Here is a 20,554-nt window from a genome sequence, read left to right as displayed (position 1 = left end):
GCCATGTAGCGCCGTTCGCAGTGCTCCCTGTCACATTCGGCATGGCAAGCCTCACAGTGGACAAACCGAAAGGAAGACCATGCTCGGCAGCCTGATTTCGATCGCCAGCCTGATGTTATCGACCCTGCTGATGATGATCGGTTTCGGGTTGATGAATTACATGCTTCCCATCCGCGCCATTGCGGAAGGCTGGTCGACGCTCACCATTTCGATCATCGCCACCGGCTATACGCTCGGCTTTACCCTATCGTGCATCATCACGCCGATGCTGGTGCGCCGCGTCGGCCATGTGCGGGTTTTCGGTGCGTTGATCACGCTCTTGACCGTGGCCATCCTGCTGTGCGCCCTGGTGATCGAGTGGCGCGCCTGGGTGGTTTTCCGCGCGCTTGCCGGTTTTGCCATGGCCGGCAGCTATCTGATCATCGAGAGCTGGCTGAACGAACGCGTCACCAATGAAAACCGCGGCACGCTGTTTTCCGTCTACATGATCACCTGCCTCGTCGGATCGATCGGCGGACAATATCTGGTGCCGCTCGGCGATCCCAAGACGACGGAGCTGTTCATCCTGTGCGGCGTGATCTTTTCACTGGCGCTGCTGCCGACGGCACTGTCCACGGCCCAATCACCCGCGCCGATCGCCGAAGCGAGTTTCAACCTGGCGAAACTCTACAGCCTCTCCCCCATCGCTTTCGTCGGCGCGCTGGTGGCCGGTGCGCTCGCCGGCACCTGGGGCAGCCTCGGCGGCGTCTACGGCCAGAATATCGGCCTCAGCACCGGCGAAGGCGCGACCCTGCTCGCGGCAGTCCTTGCGGGCGGCGCCCTGTCGCAGATGCCGATCGGGCGGATCTCCGACCAGGTCGACCGCCGGCTGGTGATGATCGTTTGTGGCGCCATCGGCGTCGTCGCCTGCGTCATCATGACGTTTGTCGACGTCACGCATCTCTATCCGCTCTACATCGCCGCCTTTTTCGTCGGCACCGTCCTTTATCCGATCTATGCGCTGAATTCGGCCCACGCCAATGACCGTGCCGCGCCGCACGAATACGTCATGATCTCGAGCGGGATCATGATCCTTTATGGGCTGGGTACGGTGACCGGACCGGTGATGGGGGGAACGCTGATGGAAACCATCGGGCCGAAAGGCCTGCTGTGGTTCCTGGCCGTGGGCTTTGCCGTCTATAGCGGATACGCGGCCTGGCGCATGAACCGGAGGGGCGCTGACACGGAGGGCAAGACCGACTTCCAGTCGAAAGCACTGCCGATGCAGGGAACCGAGGGCGCCGCCCAGTCCGTGCCGCCCGCTGTGGAAAACAACCTCTAGGCCACCAAAAATAATCGATCGCCCGCCATCGACAGATTTTGCCGTGCCATATATCCCGAAAAGGACAATGTGACAGGCAGGAATGGCGTGCAAGCAGACGATACCCAAACGATGACCATTGCGGAAAGCCGCGATGGGGGCGACGTGATCTTTCCGGTCATTGTCCAGAACATGCGCGACGGCGTCGTCGCGCTCGACGGGACCGGGACGATCATCACCATGAACGGACCGGCGCGCGCCATCCTGTCGCTCGGAGAAGCGGACATCGTCGGTGAAAATTTTGCGGAAGCCCTGCTGCACAGGAGCGATCTCGCAGATGTCATCGATTCCATGCTCGATGCCATCTATGCTCCCAACAACGTTCTGACCCGCGACCTTGTCATTCGTCACCAGAGCGGCAGCGAACGCCATCTGACCATCCGCACCAGCATGATGCAGGAGACCGGAAGCGAAAAGGCGCTGGGCGTCGTCGCCATCATCAGCGACGTGTCGGAGAAGGTGCAGGCTCTGCGCGAACGCGCCGAATTCGGCCACCTCGCAGTGTTGTTCCTGTCGATGCTCGGCCTCGCCAACATCCTGACGCTGATCGTCGACCAGTATCTGGACGTGGACGTCTATTCACCAGCCTTTGCCTGGGCCTATCTGGTCATTGTCGCCGGGCCGGTCTTCGTGACGGCCTACTGGCTACGTCTTCCGGCTGCGTCGATCGGGCTTACCTTCCACAACTGGCGGCAGGCCACGCGGGAAGGCGTCATCGCCTCGCTTCTGGCGCTCGGCGCCCTCGTAGGGTTGTCGTATATGGTCGGCACCCCGCAGCCGGTGACCGGAACGGTCGACTATAGTTCGCCCGTGGGCCTTCTGCTGGTGATCATCCTCTATGCGCCGCACAGCTTCCTGCAGGAACTGCTGGCCCGCGGCGTCCTGCAGAGTTCACTCGCCCGGCTGACCAACGATCGTAGCGGCATTCGCTCGGTTCTGGTCGCCTCTCTGATCTTCGGGCTCTTCCATGCACATTTCGGACTGCCTGCCGTCGCGGTGACGGCGATTTCCGGCATGTTGTTCGGCTGGCTTTTCCTGCGCCACGGCAACCTCATCGGCGCGACCATGGTGCATGTGGTGGGCGGCACCGCCGCTTTCGCCCTTCATTTCGTCTGACTGAACCAGGCGGGCGGATTTACTTCGACGCCGTATCCGACGATTTGTGCGACAGTCCCAGCCGCCGCTCGCGATAGATGATGAAGATGCCGGCCGAGACGACGATAGCCGTGCCGAACAGCATGGTCGTGGTCGGCACATCGTCGAATAGAATGTAGGATATGGCGATGCCCAACAGGATCGACGTATATTCGAACGGCGCAATGATCGAAACCTCGGCGTAGCGATAGCTCGAGGTCAGCAGGATCTGGGCGACTCCGCCGCAGAAGCCGCACAGCACCAGATACATCGTCGCCCGAAAATCCAGCCAATCCCAGCCGAAAGGTAGCGTCGCCAGGGAAAACAAAGAGGCGATCAGCGAGAAATAGAGAACGATGGTGGTCGTCTTCTCTTCCCGTACCAATTGCCGGACCTGGATCATCGCGGCTGCGCCCAACCCTGCCGAAAACAGTACAGCCAGTGCGCCCGTCGTCGCCTCGGAGCTGAAGCCGCCATCGAGAAACAGGGTCAGATTGGGCCAGCTGATGATCATCACGCCTGCCAGGCCGAACAAGACCGCGGTCCAGCGGTAGACCCGCACCGTCTCACCGAGAAAGATCGCTGCGAAGGCCACGGCAAACAGCGGCATCGCATAACCGATGGCGATCGCCTCCGGCATCGGCAGATGCACGAGGCCGTAAAAGCCGCATCCCATCGCCAGGATGCCGATGGATCCCCGTTTCAGGTGGCCGACGGGATTGCGGGTGTACAACGCGTCTCGCAATTGTCCGCGATAGGCAAGGAAGAGAACGATCGGAACGATGGCAAAGGCGGAGCGATGAAACGTGATTTGCCCCGGATTGATGCCCGGGCCTGCCATTTTGATGAATGTCTGCATGCCGACGAACACCATAACGGAAGCAATCTTCAGGAGAATCCCCTTCAAGGGGTCCGTGGCACGGCTGTTCATCGATCACTCTGGGCGGCAAGGATTTCGGCTTTGGCAATGACGGGAAAAGACGACGCATTTCTCAAATCAGCCGGGGAGAAGCCGTCACTCTATCTCAAAATATCGTTACGGCGAGTCGAAATGGCACCGAACCTTGAGAAACAGCTATTTCCCTGCAGAGATCCCGCATAAGTCAGAAGTTGTGAAATATGATAAAAACATGAGATAATTTTAATAATCATTCAGATTTTGATGGGAATATTTCGGTCGAAAATATTATCACGCTCCAAAGCGGTGGCCGTGACGGCGGAGCGCGGCATCGCTTTTATGGGGAAGCTCAATCAGGAAGCACCATGCGAACAGATACAGGCCAGGTGATCAATCTGGCAGATTACCGTCCGACCGACTTCGTGCTCGAACGTGTGGATCTGACATTTGAACTCGATCCGACGGAAACGAAGGTCGAGGCTCGGCTGATATTCCACCGCCGCGAAGGTGCCGATACCGCTGCACCGCTGGTGCTCGATGGTGACGAACTGTCGCTGTATAGCCTGTTGCTCGACCAGAACGAACTTCCTCCGGAGAAGTATACGATCACGCCGGAAACGCTGACGATCCCCGATCTGCCGGCGTCGGTTCCGTTCGAAATCACCGTCACCACCATCATCAATCCGGAAGCCAATACGCAGCTGATGGGCCTTTATCGCACCGGCGGCATCTATTGCACGCAATGCGAGGCAGAAGGCTTCCGGCGCATCACCTATTTCCCTGATCGTCCGGATGTGCTCGCGGTCTATACCGTCAACATCATCGCCGACAAGGAAGCCAACCCGCTCTTGCTGTCGAACGGCAATTTTCTCGGTGGCGCCGGCTACGGGCCTGGGAAACATTTCGCCGCCTGGTTCGACCCGCATCCGAAGCCCAGCTATCTCTTCGCGCTGGTTGCCGGTGACCTCGGCATTGTCGAAGATACCTTCGTCACCATGTCGGGTCGCGAAGTCGCGCTGAAGATCTATGTCGAGCACGGCAAGGAGCCGCGCGCCGCCTATGCCATGGATGCGCTCAAGCGCTCGATGAAATGGGACGAGGATGTCTTCGGCCGTGAATACGACCTCGACATCTTCATGGTCGTCGCCGTCTCCGATTTCAACATGGGGGCGATGGAAAACAAGGGCCTGAACATCTTCAACGACAAGTATGTTCTTGCCGACCCCGAGACCGCCACCGATACGGACTATGCCAATATCGAAGCGATCATCGCGCACGAATATTTCCACAACTGGACGGGCAACCGCATCACCTGCCGCGACTGGTTCCAGCTTTGCCTCAAGGAAGGCCTGACGGTCTTCCGCGACCACGAGTTTTCCGCCGACATGCGTTCGCGCGCCGTTCGGCGCATCGCCGAAGTCCGGCACCTGAAGGCGGAACAGTTCCCGGAGGATGCCGGCCCCCTCGCCCATCCCGTCCGTCCGACAAAATATCGCGAGATCAACAACTTCTACACGACGACTGTCTACGAAAAGGGCAGTGAGGTGACGCGCATGATCGCCACCCTGCTCGGCCGCGAGACGTTCAAGAAGGGCATGGATCTCTATTTCGAACGGCATGACGGCCAAGCCGCCACCGTAGAAGATTTCGTGAAGTGCTTCGAGGATGCCAGCGGCCGGGACCTGTCGCAGTTCTCGCTCTGGTATCACCAGGCAGGCACGCCGCTCGTTACCGCCTCTGGCACCTACGATCCTGCCAACGCCAGCTTCACGCTGTCGCTGGAGCAGATGGTTCCGGCAACGCCCGGCCAGACGGCAAAGGAACCGATGCATATTCCGCTGCGGCTCGGCCTGATCCTCGACAACGGCTCGGAAGTCGAGCCGACCTCCGTCTCCGGCGCCGAATTCACCGGCGATGTGCTGCATCTTACGGACCGCGCCCACACCGTTACGTTTGAGGGCGTGTCGTCCCGGCCGGTGCTGTCGCTCAACCGCGACTTTTCGGCCCCCATCAACCTGCATTTCAGCCAAAGCCCTGCGGACCTCGCCCATGTCGCCCGCCACGAAACGGATCTCTTCGCCCGCTGGCAGGCGCTGACCGATCTGGCATTGCCCAACCTGACGCAGGCAGCCCGCGACGCCCGGGAAGGCAAGCCTGTCACCTGCGATCCGGTCCTCATCGACGCCCTGTTGTGGGCTGCGGCGGATCACAATCTCGAACCGGCCTTCCGGGCGCAGGCGCTGACCTTGCCGAGCGAAGCCGACATCGCCCGTGAACTCGGCAGCAACAACGATCCGGACGCCATCCATGCCGGACGCCAGGCCATTCTGTCGCAAATCGCCCAAGCCGGCGTTGAAACCTTTGCGGCCCTCTACGAGGCGATGGTCCCGCCAGGCGCCTTCAGCCCGGATGCGGCCAGTGCCGGAAAGCGTGCGCTGCGCAACACCGCACTGACCTACCTCTCCTACGCCGAGAACAACCCGGCACGCGCCGCCGCTGCTTTTGCCGGCGCCGACAACATGACCGACCTCAGCTATGCGCTGACCATTCTCGCCCACCGCTTCCCCGACGCTCCGGAAACAGCCAAGGCACTGGCGGCGTTCGAGCAGCGCTTCCGTGAGAATGCCCTGGTCATCGACAAATGGCTCGCCATTCAGGCGACCATTCCCGGCGCGGCAACACTCGACCGGGTGAAGGAACTGCAGGGCAGCCCGCTGTTCAACGCCAAGAATCCGAACCGTGTCAGGGCGCTGGTCGGCACCTTCGCCTTTTCCAACCCAACGGGCTTCAACCGGGCCGATGGTGCCGGCTACGCGTTCCTGGCAAGCGAAATCCTCGATATCGACAAGCGCAACCCGCAACTTGCCGCCCGCATCTTGACGGCGATGCGCTCCTGGCGCCTGCTGGAGCCTGTCCGGGCCGATCTGGCGCGGGAAGCACTCCTGCAGATCGAACGCGCTTCCGGTCTCTCCACCGATGTCCGCGACATCGTCGAACGGACGTTGAAAGCCTGACATCGATATGGTGCCGGATGATCTCCGGCACCCTCTCCCCCGTAAACAGGTTAAAGTCTTTTAACTTTTCCGCTGGACAAGGCGAATCACCTTTGATTCATTAGGGTAGATTCGGGCGAGCGGCGCCTCGAATCGCACGAGGGATCAGCGGATACGATGACGGACGCGCGGCGGGCAACCGCAGCCGATGGACGGTTGCGACTACAATTTCCGAGGCAGGAAAACTGGGACGACGGCCTCGCAAATCGGAGCAGGCTGTTTGCGGAGCCGATCGCTCGCAAGCTTTCCCGCATCGAACCATTTCTGAAGCGCTCCATCCCGATCCTGATCGTCGCCTTTCTGGCGGTGGTGGCCATCGCCCGCATCGCCGGAATGCTTTCGGAACAATCGAGGCTGCAGGAAGCGGCACGGCAATCCGTCTCGCTATCGGCCGCAGCCGCAGCCGCCGCGTTCTTCACCGATTTCACCGGCTTTGCCGACAATAACCGCCTGGCGTCCGAAAACCGTCTTGCGAAAGCATTGCCGCAGGATCGCCTTGCGCCGGGCAATTTCGTCCTCCTCGTCCGTGCCGACGGCAAGGTCATCGGCGCTTCGGCGGCTGGTGCCGCCTATGTCGGCAGCGACCTCGCCGGCATCCTGCCCGAGGTTGCCACCCTGCAGCGTTTCGGCAACCGCGCCGGCGTCATCGAAACCGCGCTCAACGACATTCCCCACTATGCCTCGCTGATGCTGGTCGGCAACCAGGGCGATCTCGTGCTGGCCGTCGGATCGCAATACCGCATCAACGCGCTCTGGCGCGAAGAAATCGCCCTCAACGTCACGCTCTTCGCCGGGATCTCGTCGATCCTGCTCGTGGTGCTTTACGCCTACTACAATCAGGTCAAGCGCGCCCGCGATGCCGACGAGATCTTCCTCGAATCGAACGTGCGGGTCGAGACGGCGCTGTCGCGCGGCCGGTGTGGCCTTTGGGATTTCGACTTCACCAATCGCCGCCTCTACTGGTCGCGCTCGATGTACGAAATGCTCGGAATGCCGCCATCCGACAACTACCTCTCCTTCGCCGAGGCGGCACGGATGATGCACCCAGCCGACGGCAATCTCTATTCGCTCGCCCGTTCGGTCGCCAAGGGCCAGTCCCGCCAGGTCGACCAGGTTTTCCGCATGCGCCATGCGGATGGTCATTATGTCTGGATGCGCGCCCGCGCCCAGGTCATTCGCATCTCCTCCGGCCGCGTGCATATGATCGGGATCGCCATGGACGTGACCGAACAGCATCGCCTCGCGCAACGGTATGCGGAAGCGGACCAGCGCCTTGCGGACGCCATCGAATCCACCTCGGAAGCCTTCGTGCTCTGGGATAAAAATGACCGGCTGGTGATGTGCAACGCCCACTACCAGCAGGCTCACGGCCTGCCGGACCGCGTCCTCGTGCCCGGTACCGAACGTGTCTCCGTCAACTCCGCCGCAGCCCGCCCGGTCATCGAGCGTCGCATTGCCGACCCTGATCGCTCCGGCTACTCGCAAACGACCGAGGTCCAGCTTGCCGACGAACGCTGGCTGCAGATCAACGAGCGGCGCACGCGCGACGGCGGCATGGTATCGGTAGGAACCGATATCACCCTTTTGAAGCGCAACCAGGAACGCCTGCGCGAGTCCGAGCGCCGCCTGATGGCGACCATCAACGACCTGTCGGCATCGCGTCAGACACTGGAGCGCCAGAAGACGGAGCTTTCGACGGCCAATGCCAATTACCAGGCCGAAAAGGAACGAGCCGAGGCAGCCAACAAGGCGAAATCCGAATTCCTGGCCAATATGAGCCACGAGTTGCGCACGCCTCTCAACGCCATCCTGGGCTTTTCCGAGATCCTGCTCAACCAGATGTTCGGCCCGGTCGGCTCGCCGAAATACGGCGAATACGCCAAGGATATCCACGAAAGCGGCCAGCATCTGCTCAACGTCATCAATGACATTCTCGACATGTCGAAGATCGAAGCCGGCCATATGAAGCTGCAATGCGAGATGATCGATCTCGTGCCGCTGATCGAGGAAAGCCTGCGCTTCACCGCCATCCCGGCTGCGCAGAAAAACATCACCATCGACCAGCGTTTTTCCGCCGGTCTGACAATGCCGGCCGATCGTCGCGCGATGAAGCAGATCCTGCTCAACATCCTGTCCAATGCGGTCAAATTCACCAACGAAGGCGGGCGCGTCGCTGTGCGCGCCCGGCGATTGCCCGATTGCATCATGCTCACCATCGCCGACACCGGCATCGGCATCCCGAAAGCCGCGCTTAGCAAGATCGGCCAGCCTTTCGAGCAGGTTCAGAGCCAATATGCCAAAAGCAAGGGCGGCTCCGGCCTCGGGCTGGCAATCTCGCGCTCGTTGACCCTGCTGCACGGCGGCAACATGACCATCCGTTCACGCGAGAACATCGGCACCGTCATTTCGCTGCAGATACCCGACCGGCGGGCCTGATGGATTTCAGGCGGAGTTTTTCACCGTCGCCTGGAATACCTTGCGCACATCCTTGGAAAGCCGCTTGATCTCGCCCTCCAGTGTCTTGATGTCGGGGCAATCGCCTGCGCGGCAAACAAGATCGACAAGGCCTGACGGCGCCTCCTTGGGATCGAAGGTGCCGTCGATGCACAGGCGAACGATCTGTGAAATCTCGGTGAAGAGCGTCAGCGCCTCGAGGCAAAGATCGACATCGTTGGCATCCATCCTTCCCGGACTATAAGCCTTCAACCCCTCGAAGGTGCTTTTCCCCAACGCAGCGTCGCCATCACTCGAAGGAGCGGTCAGGGCCAGATACTGCTCGATGAACTCGATATCGACCAGTCCGCCGGCGATCATCTTGAAGTCCCAGATATCCTGCGCCGGCTTTTCCTGTTCGATCAGCGCCCGCATCTCCGCCACGTCCTTGGCGATTTTGCCAACTTCACGTTTCGTCCGGAGCACGTCCGTAACAATCGCTTCCGCCCGCTTTATCAGATCATCGTCGCCGCAGATCAGGCGGGCGCGGGAGAGCGCCATATGCTCCCAGGTCCAGGCCTCCTCCTTCTGGTACTTCTCGAAAGCCGTGATCCGCGTCGCAACCGGACCCTTGTTCCCGGAAGGACGCAACCGCATGTCCACTTCGAAGAGAACGCCTTCGGCCGTCGGCGCCGAAAGCGCCGCGATCAACCGCTGGGTCACCCGAGTAAAATAACGAACCGGATCGAGCGGCTTCGTTCCGTCCGATTCCGCCGCATCTTCGTCGTAGTCGTAAAGCAGGATCAGATCGACATCCGAGCCTGCCGTGAGTTCGAAACTGCCGAGCTTGCCCAGCCCAAGCACGGCAACACGCCCCCCCGGAAAACGACCGTGCACCGCCACGATCTCCGCCATGACCGCGTCGAGCGCCGCGCTGATCACCAGATCGGCCAGATGCGTAAATGCGCGCCCGGCAACAACCCCGGAAATCGCGCCGGTCAGCAGGCGAATACCGATGAGGAAACGCTGTTCCGCCGCAAAGATGCGCAGCCTGTCCAGCACCTCCTCATAGTGCCGTGCCGAACTCAGGAACTGCCGGATCCGCCCTTCGAGATAATCCCGCGTCGGCAGTTCGGCGAGCAGGCCCGGATCGAGCATGCCATCGAAGACATGCGGCCGCGCCGCGATGATATCCGCCAGGCGCGGCGCCGAGGACATGATGTTGACGATCAGCGACAGAAGCGCGGGATTGTTGCCGAGCAGCGAAAAAAGCTGGATGCCCGCCGGCAGCCCGGCAATGAAGGCATCGAACCGCAGGAACGCCTCGTCCGCCCGCTTGTTTTCGCCGAAGACACGCAACAGTTCCGGCATCAGTTCCGTCAACCGCTCCCGAGCCTCCACCGATTGCGTCGCCTTGTAGCGCCCGTAGTGCCAGGTCCGCACGGTACGGGAAATATCCGCCGGCCGCTCGAAACCGAGCTTGGCCAGTGTCTTCAGCGTGTCGGGATCGTCGTTCTGCCCGGTAAACACCAGATTGCCGGTCTCGGTCGACAGCTTGGTTTCCTGCTCGAACAGCTTGGCATAACGGCTCTCCACCGTTTTCAGAGTCGCCGACAGCTTTTCGGTGAAATCGGCAAGATCGGGAGAGCCGTTCATGTAGGCGATGCGTTTCAGCTCGACATCGGTCTCCGGCAGGAGGTGGGTCTGCTCGTCCCGCACCATCTGGATGCGATGTTCGACATTGCGCAGGAACCAGTAGCATTCCGTCAGCTCATCGCAGGTTGCCTGATCGATCCACTTCGCGGCGGTCAGTTCCCGCAGCGTTTCTTCCGTGGATTTGCAGCGCAGCGACGGCATGCGCCCGCCGGCGATCAGCTGTTGCGTCTGCACGAAAAACTCGATTTCGCGGATACCGCCCCGCCCCAGCTTGACGTTATGCCCCTTCACGGCAATCGCGCCATGGCCCTTGTGAGCATGGATCTGCCGCTTGATCGAATGAATGTCGGCGATCGCCGCATAGTCGAGATACTTGCGGAAGACGAAGGGCGTCAACTCGCGCATGAAAGCCTCGCCGGCGACGATATCCCCGCCCACCGGCCGCGCCTTGATGTAGGCGGCCCGTTCCCAGTTCTGCCCGCGTCCTTCGTAATAGATCATCGCCGCCTCGACGGGGATGGCCAGCGGCGTCGAACCCGGGTCCGGCCGCAACCGCAAGTCCGTGCGGAAAACGTACCCGTCTGCCGTGCGCTCCTGCAGAATGCGCACCAACCGGCGCATCATCCGCGCAAACGTATCCGTCGCGTCATCCGCATCGCGAACGATGCCGGCGGCGATATCGAAGAACACGACAAGATCGATATCGGAAGAATAATTCAGCTCACGCGCTCCGAGTTTGCCCATGCCGAGCACGATCAGACCGGAGCCCTTGCTCGGCTCCTCGACGGAATGCAGCGCGACTTTGCCGGAGTGATGCGCCGCCAGCAGCAGGTGATCGACAGCCGCCATCACCGCCGCCTCGGCAAGACGGCTCAGCCATGCCGTCGTCTGCCGGCCATCGAAGATCCGCGCGAGATCTGCCAGCGCCGTCAGAAACGCCGCTTTCCGCTTGGCGACCCTGAGCCGCGTCATCACCTCCGCTTCGCTCGGCACGGTTCCGTCGCCAACCGGGCGCCAGGCGGTGCGCGCATCGGAAATCGCCGCTTCCAGTTGCGGTTCGATTTCACCCTCGATCGCCGCGGCGAGCAGGTCGGGATGGGCGGCGGCTGTGTCACGCAGATATGGGGAAAGGCTCAGTGCTGCAGCCAGAAAGTCCTTGAGGGTATCGTTATCAGCCAGCTTGCCTGCCAGCGCCGGTTCGCCTTTGCCGATATCCTTCAACTCTGCCAGGACGGATTTCAGCTCGGTTTGGTTCAGCGGGCGTATGACGCCGGCTGTTACCCCCGAAAAACCATGCGCTCCCGTTTCGGCCATCTCCCGCTCGTCTCCCCGCTGATTGCCTTGCCGTTCAGATCTATCTCACTGTTCTGGCGCAGGAAAGACCATCGTCGCGGTCAAGCCGCGTGCGGCTGCATTGTCCGGGTCGGTATCGGAAAGCTCCAGCCGGCCGCTGTGCAGTTCCATCACCGCCTCCACCAGCGAAAGGCCGAGTCCTGTTCCCGGTTTCGAACGGCTTTCGTCGAGACGGACAAAACGTTTCGTCACCTCGTCCCGCCGATCGGCCGGCACACCCGGCCCATTGTCCGCGACACAGATCCGGATGTCGCGCTCTCCCTTGACGAGACGCATGCGGATACTGGCGCCAGCCTCAGTGCCGACACCGTATTTGATGGCATTGTCGATGAGGTTGAAGATCGCCTGGCCGATCAGTTCCCTGTTTCCCTGAACACCGACTTCAGGCTGGATATCGGCGACAAGCGACAGCCCCGCCTCCTCCGCCACCGGCTCGTAAAGCTCGACACTGTCCGCGACGATGGCGGAAAGATCGACGAACGACATCTCCGCGGCCACCGACCCGGCCTCCACCCGCGAAATCATCAACAGCGCGTCGAAGGTGCGGATCAATTGGTCTGATTCGGCAATGATGCCTTCGAGTGCCGCCTTCCGCCCATCCTCGTCCTTGCGGCCGATCGCATCCGCCGCCTTGTTGCGCAGGCGGGTCAGCGGTGTCTTGAGGTCGTGGGCGATATTGTCGGAAACCTGACGCAGCCCTTCGTTCAGCTTTTCGATGCGCCCGAGCATGGCGTTCAGCGATTCCGACATGCGGTCGAACTCATCGCCGGAACCGCCGACCGGCAAACGTTGCGACAGATCGCCAGCCATGATCTTCGTGCTTGCCGCCGACATCCGGTCGATGCGTTTCAAGGCATTGCGCCCGATGCCGAACCAGATCACCAATGCCCCCAATCCCATGACGCCAAGCGCCACCATCAGGGCACGCCGCACCAGGAAGCGCAATTTCTGCGGCTCGCCCAAATCCCGGCCAACGAGAATCCGCAGACCGTTGTCGAGCACGAAGACGTGGCCATTTGCCTGATGCTTGTCCTTCGTCGCACCGCTTTCGGAATAGCGCTCGTAGCGGAACGGGATCAGCGTCCAACCTTCCGTTTCGAACACGCCGGGTTCGACGGAAGCAACATTGCCCGTCAGGATTTCCCCCGTCGGGCTGGCGATGATGTAAAGATTGGCGCCTGGCTGCCGGGCGCGGCGTTCCATCATCCGCAGCATGGCATTCATGCCACCGCGACCGTAGGCACGCTGAATGTCGCTCACTTCCTGCTGCAGCGTATCCCGCGTCTGCTGACCGAGAATGCGTTCGGAGAGCGCCGTGACGTAGAACACCAGGAAGGCAGCGCAGATGGCAAAGAGAATAATATAGAGCGCCGACAGCCGCACGGCCGTCGACTTGTAGAGAACGCGAAACGTCGTCATGCCAGGGGAGCTAGACAGCTTAGCCCTCATCTTTGATCATGTAGCCGGCGCCGCGAACGGTCTTCAGCAGCGGCTGGTCGAAATCCTTCTCGATCTTCGAACGCAGCCGCGAGACATGCACGTCGATCACATTCGTCTGCGGATCGAAGTGATAATCCCAGACGTTTTCCAAAAGCATCGTACGGGTCACCACCTGGCCGGCATTGCGCATCAGATATTCGAGTAGGCGGAATTCCCGCGGCTGCAGCAGGATTTCCTTACCACCGCGGCGTACCTCATGCGACAGGCGGTCGAGTTCCAGGTCAGCGACTCGGTAGACCATATCCTGCTCCGGCGTGCCCTTGCGCCGGCCCAGCACCTCGACACGAGCCAGGAGCTCGCTGAAGGCATAAGGCTTCGGCAGGTAATCGTCACCGCCGGCGCGCAGACCCGTCACCCGGTCGTCGACCTGGCCCAGCGCCGAGAGGATCAGGACGGGCGTATGAACGCCCTTGCGCCGTAATTCGCTGATCACCGACAAACCGTCACGGCGCGGCAGCATGCGATCGATGATCATCACGTCGTAGCTGTTTTCGGTGCCCATGAAGAGGCCGCTCTCACCGTCGCTGGCGTGATCGACGACGATCCCGGCCTCACGGAAGGCCTTGGTCAGGTAGGCAGCAGCCTCCAGGTCGTCTTCGATCAGCAGAATCTTCATGGAGGCGACCATACCGTCCCGAGCGCTCGGCGAACAACCGGAATCCGCGCCGCCAACAGTTTGATCAACATGGTTCATGATGACGCTCCCACAATGCGGAACAAACAAAAGCTGCGCGACCTCGCGACCGCGCAGCCCACTGTCTCATAGGCAGGATCTGCCGCGCAGATCAGCCCTTGTCGATCGACAGCGCCGTAAAGCGATTGCCGTTCTGGGTCTCGATCTGGAAGAGCGCCTTCTTGCGTCCGTCCTTGGCGGCCTGGTTGATGATCTTCGTCACGTCATCGGCGGAGGTAACCTCCTTGTTGTTGACGGAGGTGATCTTCTCACCCTGCTTCAGGCCCTTGTCGGCTGCGTCGGAGTCGGGGTCGACGGAGACGATCGTCACGCCCTTGCCGTCTTCCGCAGGAGCAACCGTCAGGCCGAGTGCCGCCAGCGATTTTTCGGCCGAGGTGGCGTCATCTTCCGCCGGCTTCTGTGCGTCTTCGGCGGAAGCCTGCTTCTGGTCGTTCGGCAGGCTGCCGAGTTCGACGGTGACCGACTGCGCCTTGCCTTCACGCCACAGCGAGATTTCCACCTTGGCGCCCGGCGCAATGGCACCGATGCGGCGTGCGAGATCACGCGGATCCTTGACCGTCTCGCCGTTAACAGCGGTGATCACGTCACCCTTCTGGATGCCGGCCTTCAGGCCCGGAGAGTCTTCCTGCGGTCGGGTGACAAGAGCACCACTTGCCTCGGAGAGACCGAGCGATTCGGCGATATCCTTGTTGACCTGCTGGATTTCGACGCCCAGCCAGCCGCGGCTCACCTGGCCGTCCTTCATTAGGTCGGCGACGACATCCTTGGCAACCGATGCCGGGATCGCGAAGGCAATGCCGACGTTGCCGCCCGAGGGCGAGAAGATCGCCGTGTTGATGCCCACGACTTCGCCGCTGAGGTTGAAGGTCGGGCCGCCGGAGTTGCCGCGGTTCACCGCCGCATCCACCTGCAGGTAGTCGTCATAAGGGCCGGAGCCGATATCGCGACCACGGGCCGAAATGATGCCCGCCGTCACCGTGCCGCCGAGACCGAAGGGATTGCCGACAGCGACCACCCAATCACCGACGCGCACCTTGCTGTCATCGGCAAACTGCACGTAGGTGAACTTGCGATTGCCGGCATCGACCTTGAGAACGGCGAGGTCCGTACGGCTGTCCTTGCCGACCAGCTTGGCATCAAGTTCGGTGCCGTCATTCATGACGATGGTGAAAGCTTCGCCATCGGAAACGACGTGGTTGTTAGTGACGAGGTAACCGTCTTCCGAAATGAAGAAACCGGAACCCTGCGCCGTGGGCCGCAGATGATGCTTGCCACCCGGACCGCTGCGGAAACGCTCGCCGTGACGCTCGCCATCAGGACCGCCGAATTCGCGGAAGAAACGCTTCAGCGGATGATCGTCGGGAAGCTCGTCGAAGCCGCGGCCACCAAAGTTGAAGCTGAAGGCATTCTCGTCTTGCGAGGCGTCCTGGACGTTGGACTGCACGCTGACCGAAACCACAGCCGGAGAAACGGCATCCACGACGTTGGCAAAGCTCGCCACCTGCGGCGCATCGATCTTCACGGCCTCGGCGAAGGAGCTTTGGACGTAGGAGGGAACACCCGTCGACAGCATGACGGCTGCCAGACCGGCAATCGTCGATGCCTTCAGGAGGGTTTTGTAGGAGGGAATCTTGCCTTTGAGCATGCGCTGAGACCTTCTGTTCATCTGGCTGACCACCCGTCGTGGCCATGAGTTGATGACGAAGATATAGGGGTGCGCACCTTACTAGGAACTGTCCGGCGAATGAAATTTTCGTAATATTCGCCGCCAGTCGCGACAGTTATTTTCCAAGCAACCGGTCGAGCGCCGCCTGTTCTTCCTCGGACAATTTTCGCCCTGTCGGCTTTGCTGTCCGGCCCCGCGCATAAACGATCATCGCCGTCGCCCCGATTGCCAGCAGGATCAATGGCGTTGCCCAGAGAATATAGGTCTTGGCGCTGAAGCGTGGTTTCAGCAGCACGAACTCCCCGTAACGCGAAACGACATATTCGATGACCTGCTCGTCGCTGTCGCCGTCACGAATGCGCTCGCGCACCAGAAGCCGCAGGTCGCGCGCCAGTTCGGCATTGGAATCGTCGATCGACTGGTTCTGGCAGACCATGCAGCGCAGCTGCGCCGAAAGGTTTCGCGCCCGCGCTTCGAGCGCCGGATCGGCAATAATCTCGTCCGGATTGACCGCAAAGGCCGGAGCAGCAGCAAGAAACAGCAGGACAACCACAAACGCCCGCCGCAGGCTGAGAAGAACAGCCCTCACTCGCCCGCCTCCAGCGCCGCCTTGACCGGCTTCGCCCGCCGGCTCGGCGCGCCGACACGCAGCCGCCTGTCGCTCAGCGATACGAAACCGCCGAACATCATCACCAGCGCACCACCCCAGATGCAGAGAATATAGGGCTTCCACCAGATGCGGACGACAATGCCGCCATCCGTCATCGGATCACCCAGGGATACATAAAGCTGGCTCAGCCCGAAAGTCAGGATGCCCGCCTCCGTCGTCGGCATGCGCCGCGCGGTGTAAAGCCGCTTCGACGACCAGACATCGGCAACCGTCGCGCCACCACGGCTGACGGTGAAATGCCCGCGATCCTCGGTATAGTTCGGCCCGACCGCCGAACGCATCCCGTCGAAAGCAAGCGTGTAACCGCCCGCCTCTGCCGTCATGCCCGGCTTCATCTCCACCACATGTTCGGTCTCGAACGTCGTCACGGCCACGATGCCAAGCACGGTGATACCGAGCCCCATATGGGCAAGCGCCGTACCAAAGGCCGATCGCGGCAGGCCCATCAGCCGGCGCCAGGCCACACCCGTCGCCAGCTTGCCGACACCGGCGCGCATCCAGAGATCCGTCACCGCGCCGAACACCAGGAAAAGCCCGGCCGCGAGACCCAGCACCGCCATCACCGGGCCGCCGTTCTCGACGTAATAAAAAACCAGCGCCACGGAAAAGGCCAGACCCGCCGCCACATACAGCCGCTGCAGCACGCCGAGAAGATCACCGCGCTTCCATGCCAATAGCGGTCCGAACGGCACGGCCAGCAGCAGCGGGATCATCAGCAGCCCGAAGGTCATGTTGAAGAAGGGCGGACCGACCGAGATCTTCTCCCCCGTCAGCGATTCCAGCAGCAGTGGATAAAGCGTACCGATCAGCACCGTCGCCGTCGACACCGTCAGGATCAGGTTGTTCAGCACCAGCGCGCCCTCGCGCGAGATCGGCGCGAACAGGCCACCGGAATTGAGCTGCGGCGCACGGAAGGCAAACAGCGCCAACGCCCCGCCGATGAACAGCACGAGAATACAGAGGATAAAGATACCGCGACTCGGATCGGTAGCAAAAGCATGCACCGAGGTCAGCACCCCGGAGCGAACCAGGAACGTCCCCAGCAGCGACAGCGAAAACGTCAGGATCGCCAGCAGGATCGTCCAGATCTTCAAGGCTTCGCGCTTCTCCATGACGATGGCGGAATGCAGCAGCGCAGTGCCGGCAAGCCACGGCATGAAAGACGCATTCTCGACCGGATCCCAGAACCACCAGCCACCCCAGCCGAGTTCGTAATAGGCCCAGTAGGACCCCATGGCGATGCCCGCCGTCAGGAAGGTCCATGCCGCCAGCGTCCATGGTCGCACCCAGCGCGCCCAGGCGGCGTCGATACGACCTTCCATCAACGCCGCGATGGCAAAGGAGAAGCAGACGGAAAAGCCGACATAGCCGAGATAGAGCAGCGGCGGATGAATGGCGAGACCGACATCCTGCAACACCGGATTGAGGTCCTGTCCCTCCGGCGGCGCTGGGCTTAGCCGGGCAAAAGGATTGGAGGTCAAAAGGATGAACAGCGTGAAGGCCGTGGTGACCCAGGCTTGCACCCCCAACACGTTGGCCCGCAGCGTATCCGGCAGGTTTCGGCCGAACAGCGCCACCAGCGCGCTGAAAAACACCAGAATCAACAGCCATAGCAGCATCGAGCCTTCGTGGTTGCCCCAGACGCCGGAAAACTTGAAGATGAACGGTACCAGCGAATGGGAATTCTCCCAGACATTCTTCACCGAAAAGTCCGATGTCAGATGCGCCTGCGTCAGCACGGCGAAGGAGAATGCAACGAGGCCGAACAATGCCAGCGAACCCGACGTTGCCAGTTCCATCATCGGCCGGTCGCCGCGCCACGCCCCCCAGATCGGCAGTATGGACAGGACGATCGCCGTGGCAAGCGCCAGCACCAGTGCGTAATGACCAAGCTCGACACTCATTGGGTCTGCTCCTGCCCCTCCCAGACGCCCTGTTCCTTCAGGCGATCGGCAACCTCTTTCGGCATGTAATTCTCGTCATGCTTCGCAAGCACGCTGTCGGCGACGAACACCTCGCTGCCGGCGACGAACTTGCCCTCGGTGACAACGCCCTGCCCCTCGCGGAAAAGATCCGGAAGAATGCCCGTATAAGTCACCTTGACGGTATTTTCGTTGTCGGTCACGGTAAAACTCACCGTCGATCCGTCGCCGCGCGCTACAGAACCCTTCTCGACGAGGCCACCCAGCCGGATGCGCGTTTCCGGCGGCACCTGCGTCTTCACAAGATCCGCCGGCATGTAGAAATAGGCGATGGACTGGCCGAAGGCGAACATCACCAGCAGCGCCGCCGCCAGGATGAAGCTCATGCCGCCGCCGATGATCGCCAGCCGTTTCTGTTTCCGGGTCATTGCTCGTTACCCTCCGTCGCGAGGCCCATGCTTTGCGCCAGGGCCAGCAACTGCTTGCCCTCCGCGCTATCGGCCGGAAACACCGCGAGGCCACGCTTCAGCGCGTCCGCCGCCTTTTCCGGCTGCTTGAGCACGCCATAGGAACGGATCAGCCGCATCCATCCTTCGAAATTTTTAGGATCTTCCTGCAATTTGGCATCGAGGCTCGCCACCATGCCCTCGATCATCTGCTGGCGGTCGCCCGCCTCAAGGTTTTCGGCCGCAGCCACATCCTCTGCGGTCGGGTTGCCGAGAGGTTTTTCGGCACCGGCAGTCGCCAGCGGCGCGCCGCCGTTCTTGGCGATATGTTCGTTGACGAGCGGGATCCAAGGCGCATCCGCAGGCGATTCTTTCGCCAGCGTCTCGAAAGCCACCTTGGCTTCCGTCTGCTTGCCGGTCTGTTCCAGCGCCAGCGCCAGATAAAATTTCGTGCGGAAATTACCGCTGTCGAGCTTCAGCGCCTCTTCGAAGGCAGCCCGCGCAGCGTCGGTGACGATGCCGTCAGACGCAGCGATCAGCGTTTCGCCGAGGCCGTTCCAGCGTTCGGCATTGCCGCCGAGCAGTCGGATGGCATTGCGATAGGCGAGTTCGGCATCGCCGAGACGGAGGCTGCGATAATAGATCGGCGCCAAGAGATCCCAGCCTGCGCCATCATCCGGATTCTGCGCCAGATGACGTTCCGCCTTGGTGACGAGGATGCCCATATCGTCGCCGGGATTGGCAAGCCGCGCCTCGAGCGGCTGCGACGGCAGCTCCGGGCTGCCGGTTATGGAGTAAAGACAGAGCCCGACGGCGGGCAGCGTCACGATGACGACGAGTTCCGCCAGCCGCACGCGCCTGAGTCCGGAGCCCTGCCCGACCTGCTTCTCCGCATCGGAACTGACGGCGATCAGGCGCCGTCCGACCTCGGCCCTGGCATATTCGGCTTCATCCGCGGAAATCAGGCCTTGCGCCTGGTCGCGCTCCAGCTCTTTCAATTGGTCGCGATAGACTGCAGCCTCGCCGGCGCGATCGGATATTCTGTCCCTTGCCCCGCGCAGCAGCGGCAGGAGCAGGACAATGGCGACGGCCGCCGTCAGTATAGCCACGATGATCCAGAACAACATAGCGACCAATTACGTCAAGCAGCCCGATATTCCAACAGTCAAACGGCTCACAACTGTGTTTTGAGGCTTTTAGCCGCAAGACCGCCAGACTTGACGCAAATCAATGCCGATTCCGTCAGGTCAGCGGCGACCAGCTGCCGTTGGTGTTGCGGCACGCCGCACCACGCGCCACCGACTGCGTGCCGCCTACGGTCACCGTGTGCGTGTACTGGCGGCAGTTCTGCGATCCCACTTGATAGGGTGCCGCCGCAACCACCTGACCGCTGATACCGCGCCCGCTCCAGGCAACCGGCTGCCCGCCAGGAGCCGCTTCCAGCGCCCGGTATTCGGCTTCGAGCGCGCGCTGGCGGTCGGCGCTGCCGATCTCGACACCGCTGCGGCTGACGATACCGCCCTGCAGGGCCGAAATGTAGGGCGCGGACGTCGACGACCTGTTCGAAGACAACAACCCTCCCGACGAGGTGCTGCCGGTGGTGCTGCAGCCTGCCATCAGGGCGCTCAGCGACAGGACGGCCGGAATGGTCAGGCGGCGGGCATAAAAATACATGGAATCAAACCAGTTTTTGCCAGAGGCATTCGTCAATTATTACGTCCTCGCACCAGTGAGAGTTCCGTGGGGCATCATTATGGCCGTTAGCTATT

At 61.5% G+C, this 20,554-nt stretch carries 14 protein-coding genes; 4 read left to right on the top strand and 10 right to left on the bottom strand.

The window, feature by feature from the left end; all coding sequences use genetic code 11:
• Positions 1 to 79: 79 nt before the first annotated feature.
• Both ACSQ3I_RS24455 and ACSQ3I_RS24450 read left to right on the top strand, forming a co-directional pair.
• Positions 80 to 1,321 (top strand): MFS transporter, encoded by a 1,242-nt coding sequence (locus ACSQ3I_RS24455; RefSeq protein WP_436003298.1) that lies wholly within the window; start codon positions 80 to 82, stop codon positions 1,319 to 1,321.
• Positions 1,322 to 1,432: 111 nt separating this feature from the next.
• Positions 1,433 to 2,476 (top strand): CPBP family glutamic-type intramembrane protease, encoded by a 1,044-nt coding sequence (locus ACSQ3I_RS24450; RefSeq protein ID WP_436003296.1) that lies wholly within the window; start codon positions 1,433 to 1,435, stop codon positions 2,474 to 2,476.
• 19 nt (positions 2,477 to 2,495) lie between these two features.
• Here ACSQ3I_RS24450 and ACSQ3I_RS24445 read toward each other — a convergent pair whose 3' ends face one another.
• A complete protein-coding gene (locus tag ACSQ3I_RS24445; protein ID WP_436003294.1) occupies positions 2,496 to 3,425 on the bottom strand; it encodes a DMT family transporter in 930 nt (309 codons plus the stop codon).
• A gap of 332 nt (positions 3,426 to 3,757) precedes the next feature.
• Between ACSQ3I_RS24445 and pepN the strand changes: the two genes are divergently transcribed.
• Together pepN and ACSQ3I_RS24435 are read left to right on the top strand one after the other, a co-directional pair.
• The gene (gene pepN / locus ACSQ3I_RS24440) at positions 3,758 to 6,406 is read left to right on the top strand and encodes an aminopeptidase N (protein ID WP_436003292.1); all 2,649 of its coding nucleotides are present in this window, start codon (positions 3,758 to 3,760) and stop codon (positions 6,404 to 6,406) included.
• A gap of 156 nt (positions 6,407 to 6,562) precedes the next feature.
• Positions 6,563 to 8,881 carry a PAS domain-containing sensor histidine kinase gene (locus ACSQ3I_RS24435; RefSeq protein WP_436003290.1) on the top strand — a complete coding sequence of 773 codons (2,319 nt, stop codon included), beginning with the start codon at positions 6,563 to 6,565 and terminating at the stop codon, positions 8,879 to 8,881.
• Positions 8,882 to 8,887: 6 nt separating this feature from the next.
• Here ACSQ3I_RS24435 and ACSQ3I_RS24430 read toward each other — a convergent pair whose 3' ends face one another.
• The 9 genes from ACSQ3I_RS24430 to ACSQ3I_RS24390 form a co-directional block, all read right to left on the bottom strand.
• Positions 8,888 to 11,848 (bottom strand): bifunctional [glutamine synthetase] adenylyltransferase/[glutamine synthetase]-adenylyl-L-tyrosine phosphorylase, encoded by a 2,961-nt coding sequence (locus ACSQ3I_RS24430; protein ID WP_436003288.1) that lies wholly within the window; start codon positions 11,846 to 11,848, stop codon positions 8,888 to 8,890.
• Positions 11,849 to 11,893: 45 nt separating this feature from the next.
• Entirely contained in the window at positions 11,894 to 13,306 is a 1,413-nt protein-coding gene (locus tag ACSQ3I_RS24425; RefSeq protein ID WP_436003286.1) for an ATP-binding protein, read from the bottom strand.
• 19 nt (positions 13,307 to 13,325) lie between these two features.
• On the bottom strand, positions 13,326 to 14,015 hold the full coding sequence (locus ACSQ3I_RS24420; protein WP_436003378.1) for a response regulator transcription factor: 690 nt from the start codon (positions 14,013 to 14,015) through the stop codon (positions 13,326 to 13,328).
• Between the two features lie 157 nt (positions 14,016 to 14,172).
• The gene (locus tag ACSQ3I_RS24415; RefSeq protein ID WP_436003284.1) at positions 14,173 to 15,726 is read right to left on the bottom strand and encodes a Do family serine endopeptidase; all 1,554 of its coding nucleotides are present in this window, start codon (positions 15,724 to 15,726) and stop codon (positions 14,173 to 14,175) included.
• A 136-nt stretch (positions 15,727 to 15,862) separates the two neighbouring features.
• Entirely contained in the window at positions 15,863 to 16,336 is a 474-nt protein-coding gene (locus ACSQ3I_RS24410) for a cytochrome c-type biogenesis protein (RefSeq protein WP_436003282.1), read from the bottom strand.
• Positions 16,333 to 18,321 (bottom strand): heme lyase CcmF/NrfE family subunit, encoded by a 1,989-nt coding sequence (locus ACSQ3I_RS24405; protein WP_436003280.1) that lies wholly within the window; start codon positions 18,319 to 18,321, stop codon positions 16,333 to 16,335. Before ACSQ3I_RS24405 ends, ACSQ3I_RS24410 begins: the two co-directional genes overlap by 4 nt.
• Positions 18,318 to 18,767 carry a cytochrome c maturation protein CcmE gene (ccmE, locus tag ACSQ3I_RS24400; protein WP_436003278.1) on the bottom strand — a complete coding sequence of 150 codons (450 nt, stop codon included), beginning with the start codon at positions 18,765 to 18,767 and terminating at the stop codon, positions 18,318 to 18,320. Before ccmE ends, ACSQ3I_RS24405 begins: the two co-directional genes overlap by 4 nt.
• The gene (gene ccmI / locus ACSQ3I_RS24395) at positions 18,764 to 19,912 is read right to left on the bottom strand and encodes a c-type cytochrome biogenesis protein CcmI (protein WP_436003276.1); all 1,149 of its coding nucleotides are present in this window, start codon (positions 19,910 to 19,912) and stop codon (positions 18,764 to 18,766) included. Before ccmI ends, ccmE begins: the two co-directional genes overlap by 4 nt.
• Positions 19,913 to 20,027: 115 nt before the next feature.
• Entirely contained in the window at positions 20,028 to 20,459 is a 432-nt protein-coding gene (locus ACSQ3I_RS24390) for a hypothetical protein (protein ID WP_436003274.1), read from the bottom strand.
• Between the last annotated feature and the right edge of the window lie 95 nt (positions 20,460 to 20,554).

Source organism: Rhizobium sp. LjRoot30 (genome assembly GCF_964253915.1).
In the GTDB taxonomy this organism is placed as follows: Bacteria; Pseudomonadota; Alphaproteobacteria; order Rhizobiales; family Rhizobiaceae; genus Metarhizobium.
The sequence above is the reverse complement of the archived record's forward strand: the minus strand, read 5'-3'. Positions and strand labels throughout refer to the sequence as shown.

What these genes read in the sequence shown, in the direction of transcription:
- ACSQ3I_RS24455 (WP_436003298.1), top strand. Translation starts at nt 80, where the DNA reads ATGCTCGGCAGCCTGATTTCGATCGCCAGCCTGATGTTATCGACCCTG.
- ACSQ3I_RS24450 (WP_436003296.1), top strand. Translation starts at nt 1,433, where the DNA reads ATGACCATTGCGGAAAGCCGCGATGGGGGCGACGTGATCTTTCCGGTC.
- ACSQ3I_RS24445 (WP_436003294.1), bottom strand. Translation starts at nt 3,425, where the DNA reads ATGAACAGCCGTGCCACGGACCCCTTGAAGGGGATTCTCCTGAAGATT.
- pepN (WP_436003292.1), top strand. Translation starts at nt 3,758, where the DNA reads ATGCGAACAGATACAGGCCAGGTGATCAATCTGGCAGATTACCGTCCG.
- ACSQ3I_RS24435 (WP_436003290.1), top strand. Translation starts at nt 6,563, where the DNA reads ATGACGGACGCGCGGCGGGCAACCGCAGCCGATGGACGGTTGCGACTA.
- ACSQ3I_RS24430 (WP_436003288.1), bottom strand. Translation starts at nt 11,848, where the DNA reads ATGGCCGAAACGGGAGCGCATGGTTTTTCGGGGGTAACAGCCGGCGTC.
- ACSQ3I_RS24425 (WP_436003286.1), bottom strand. Translation starts at nt 13,306, where the DNA reads ATGACGACGTTTCGCGTTCTCTACAAGTCGACGGCCGTGCGGCTGTCG.
- ACSQ3I_RS24420 (WP_436003378.1), bottom strand. Translation starts at nt 14,015, where the DNA reads ATGGTCGCCTCCATGAAGATTCTGCTGATCGAAGACGACCTGGAGGCT.
- ACSQ3I_RS24415 (WP_436003284.1), bottom strand. Translation starts at nt 15,726, where the DNA reads ATGCTCAAAGGCAAGATTCCCTCCTACAAAACCCTCCTGAAGGCATCG.
- ACSQ3I_RS24405 (WP_436003280.1), bottom strand. Translation starts at nt 18,321, where the DNA reads ATGAGTGTCGAGCTTGGTCATTACGCACTGGTGCTGGCGCTTGCCACG.
- ccmE (WP_436003278.1), bottom strand. Translation starts at nt 18,767, where the DNA reads ATGACCCGGAAACAGAAACGGCTGGCGATCATCGGCGGCGGCATGAGC.
- ccmI (WP_436003276.1), bottom strand. Translation starts at nt 19,912, where the DNA reads ATGTTGTTCTGGATCATCGTGGCTATACTGACGGCGGCCGTCGCCATT.
- ACSQ3I_RS24390 (WP_436003274.1), bottom strand. Translation starts at nt 20,459, where the DNA reads ATGTATTTTTATGCCCGCCGCCTGACCATTCCGGCCGTCCTGTCGCTG.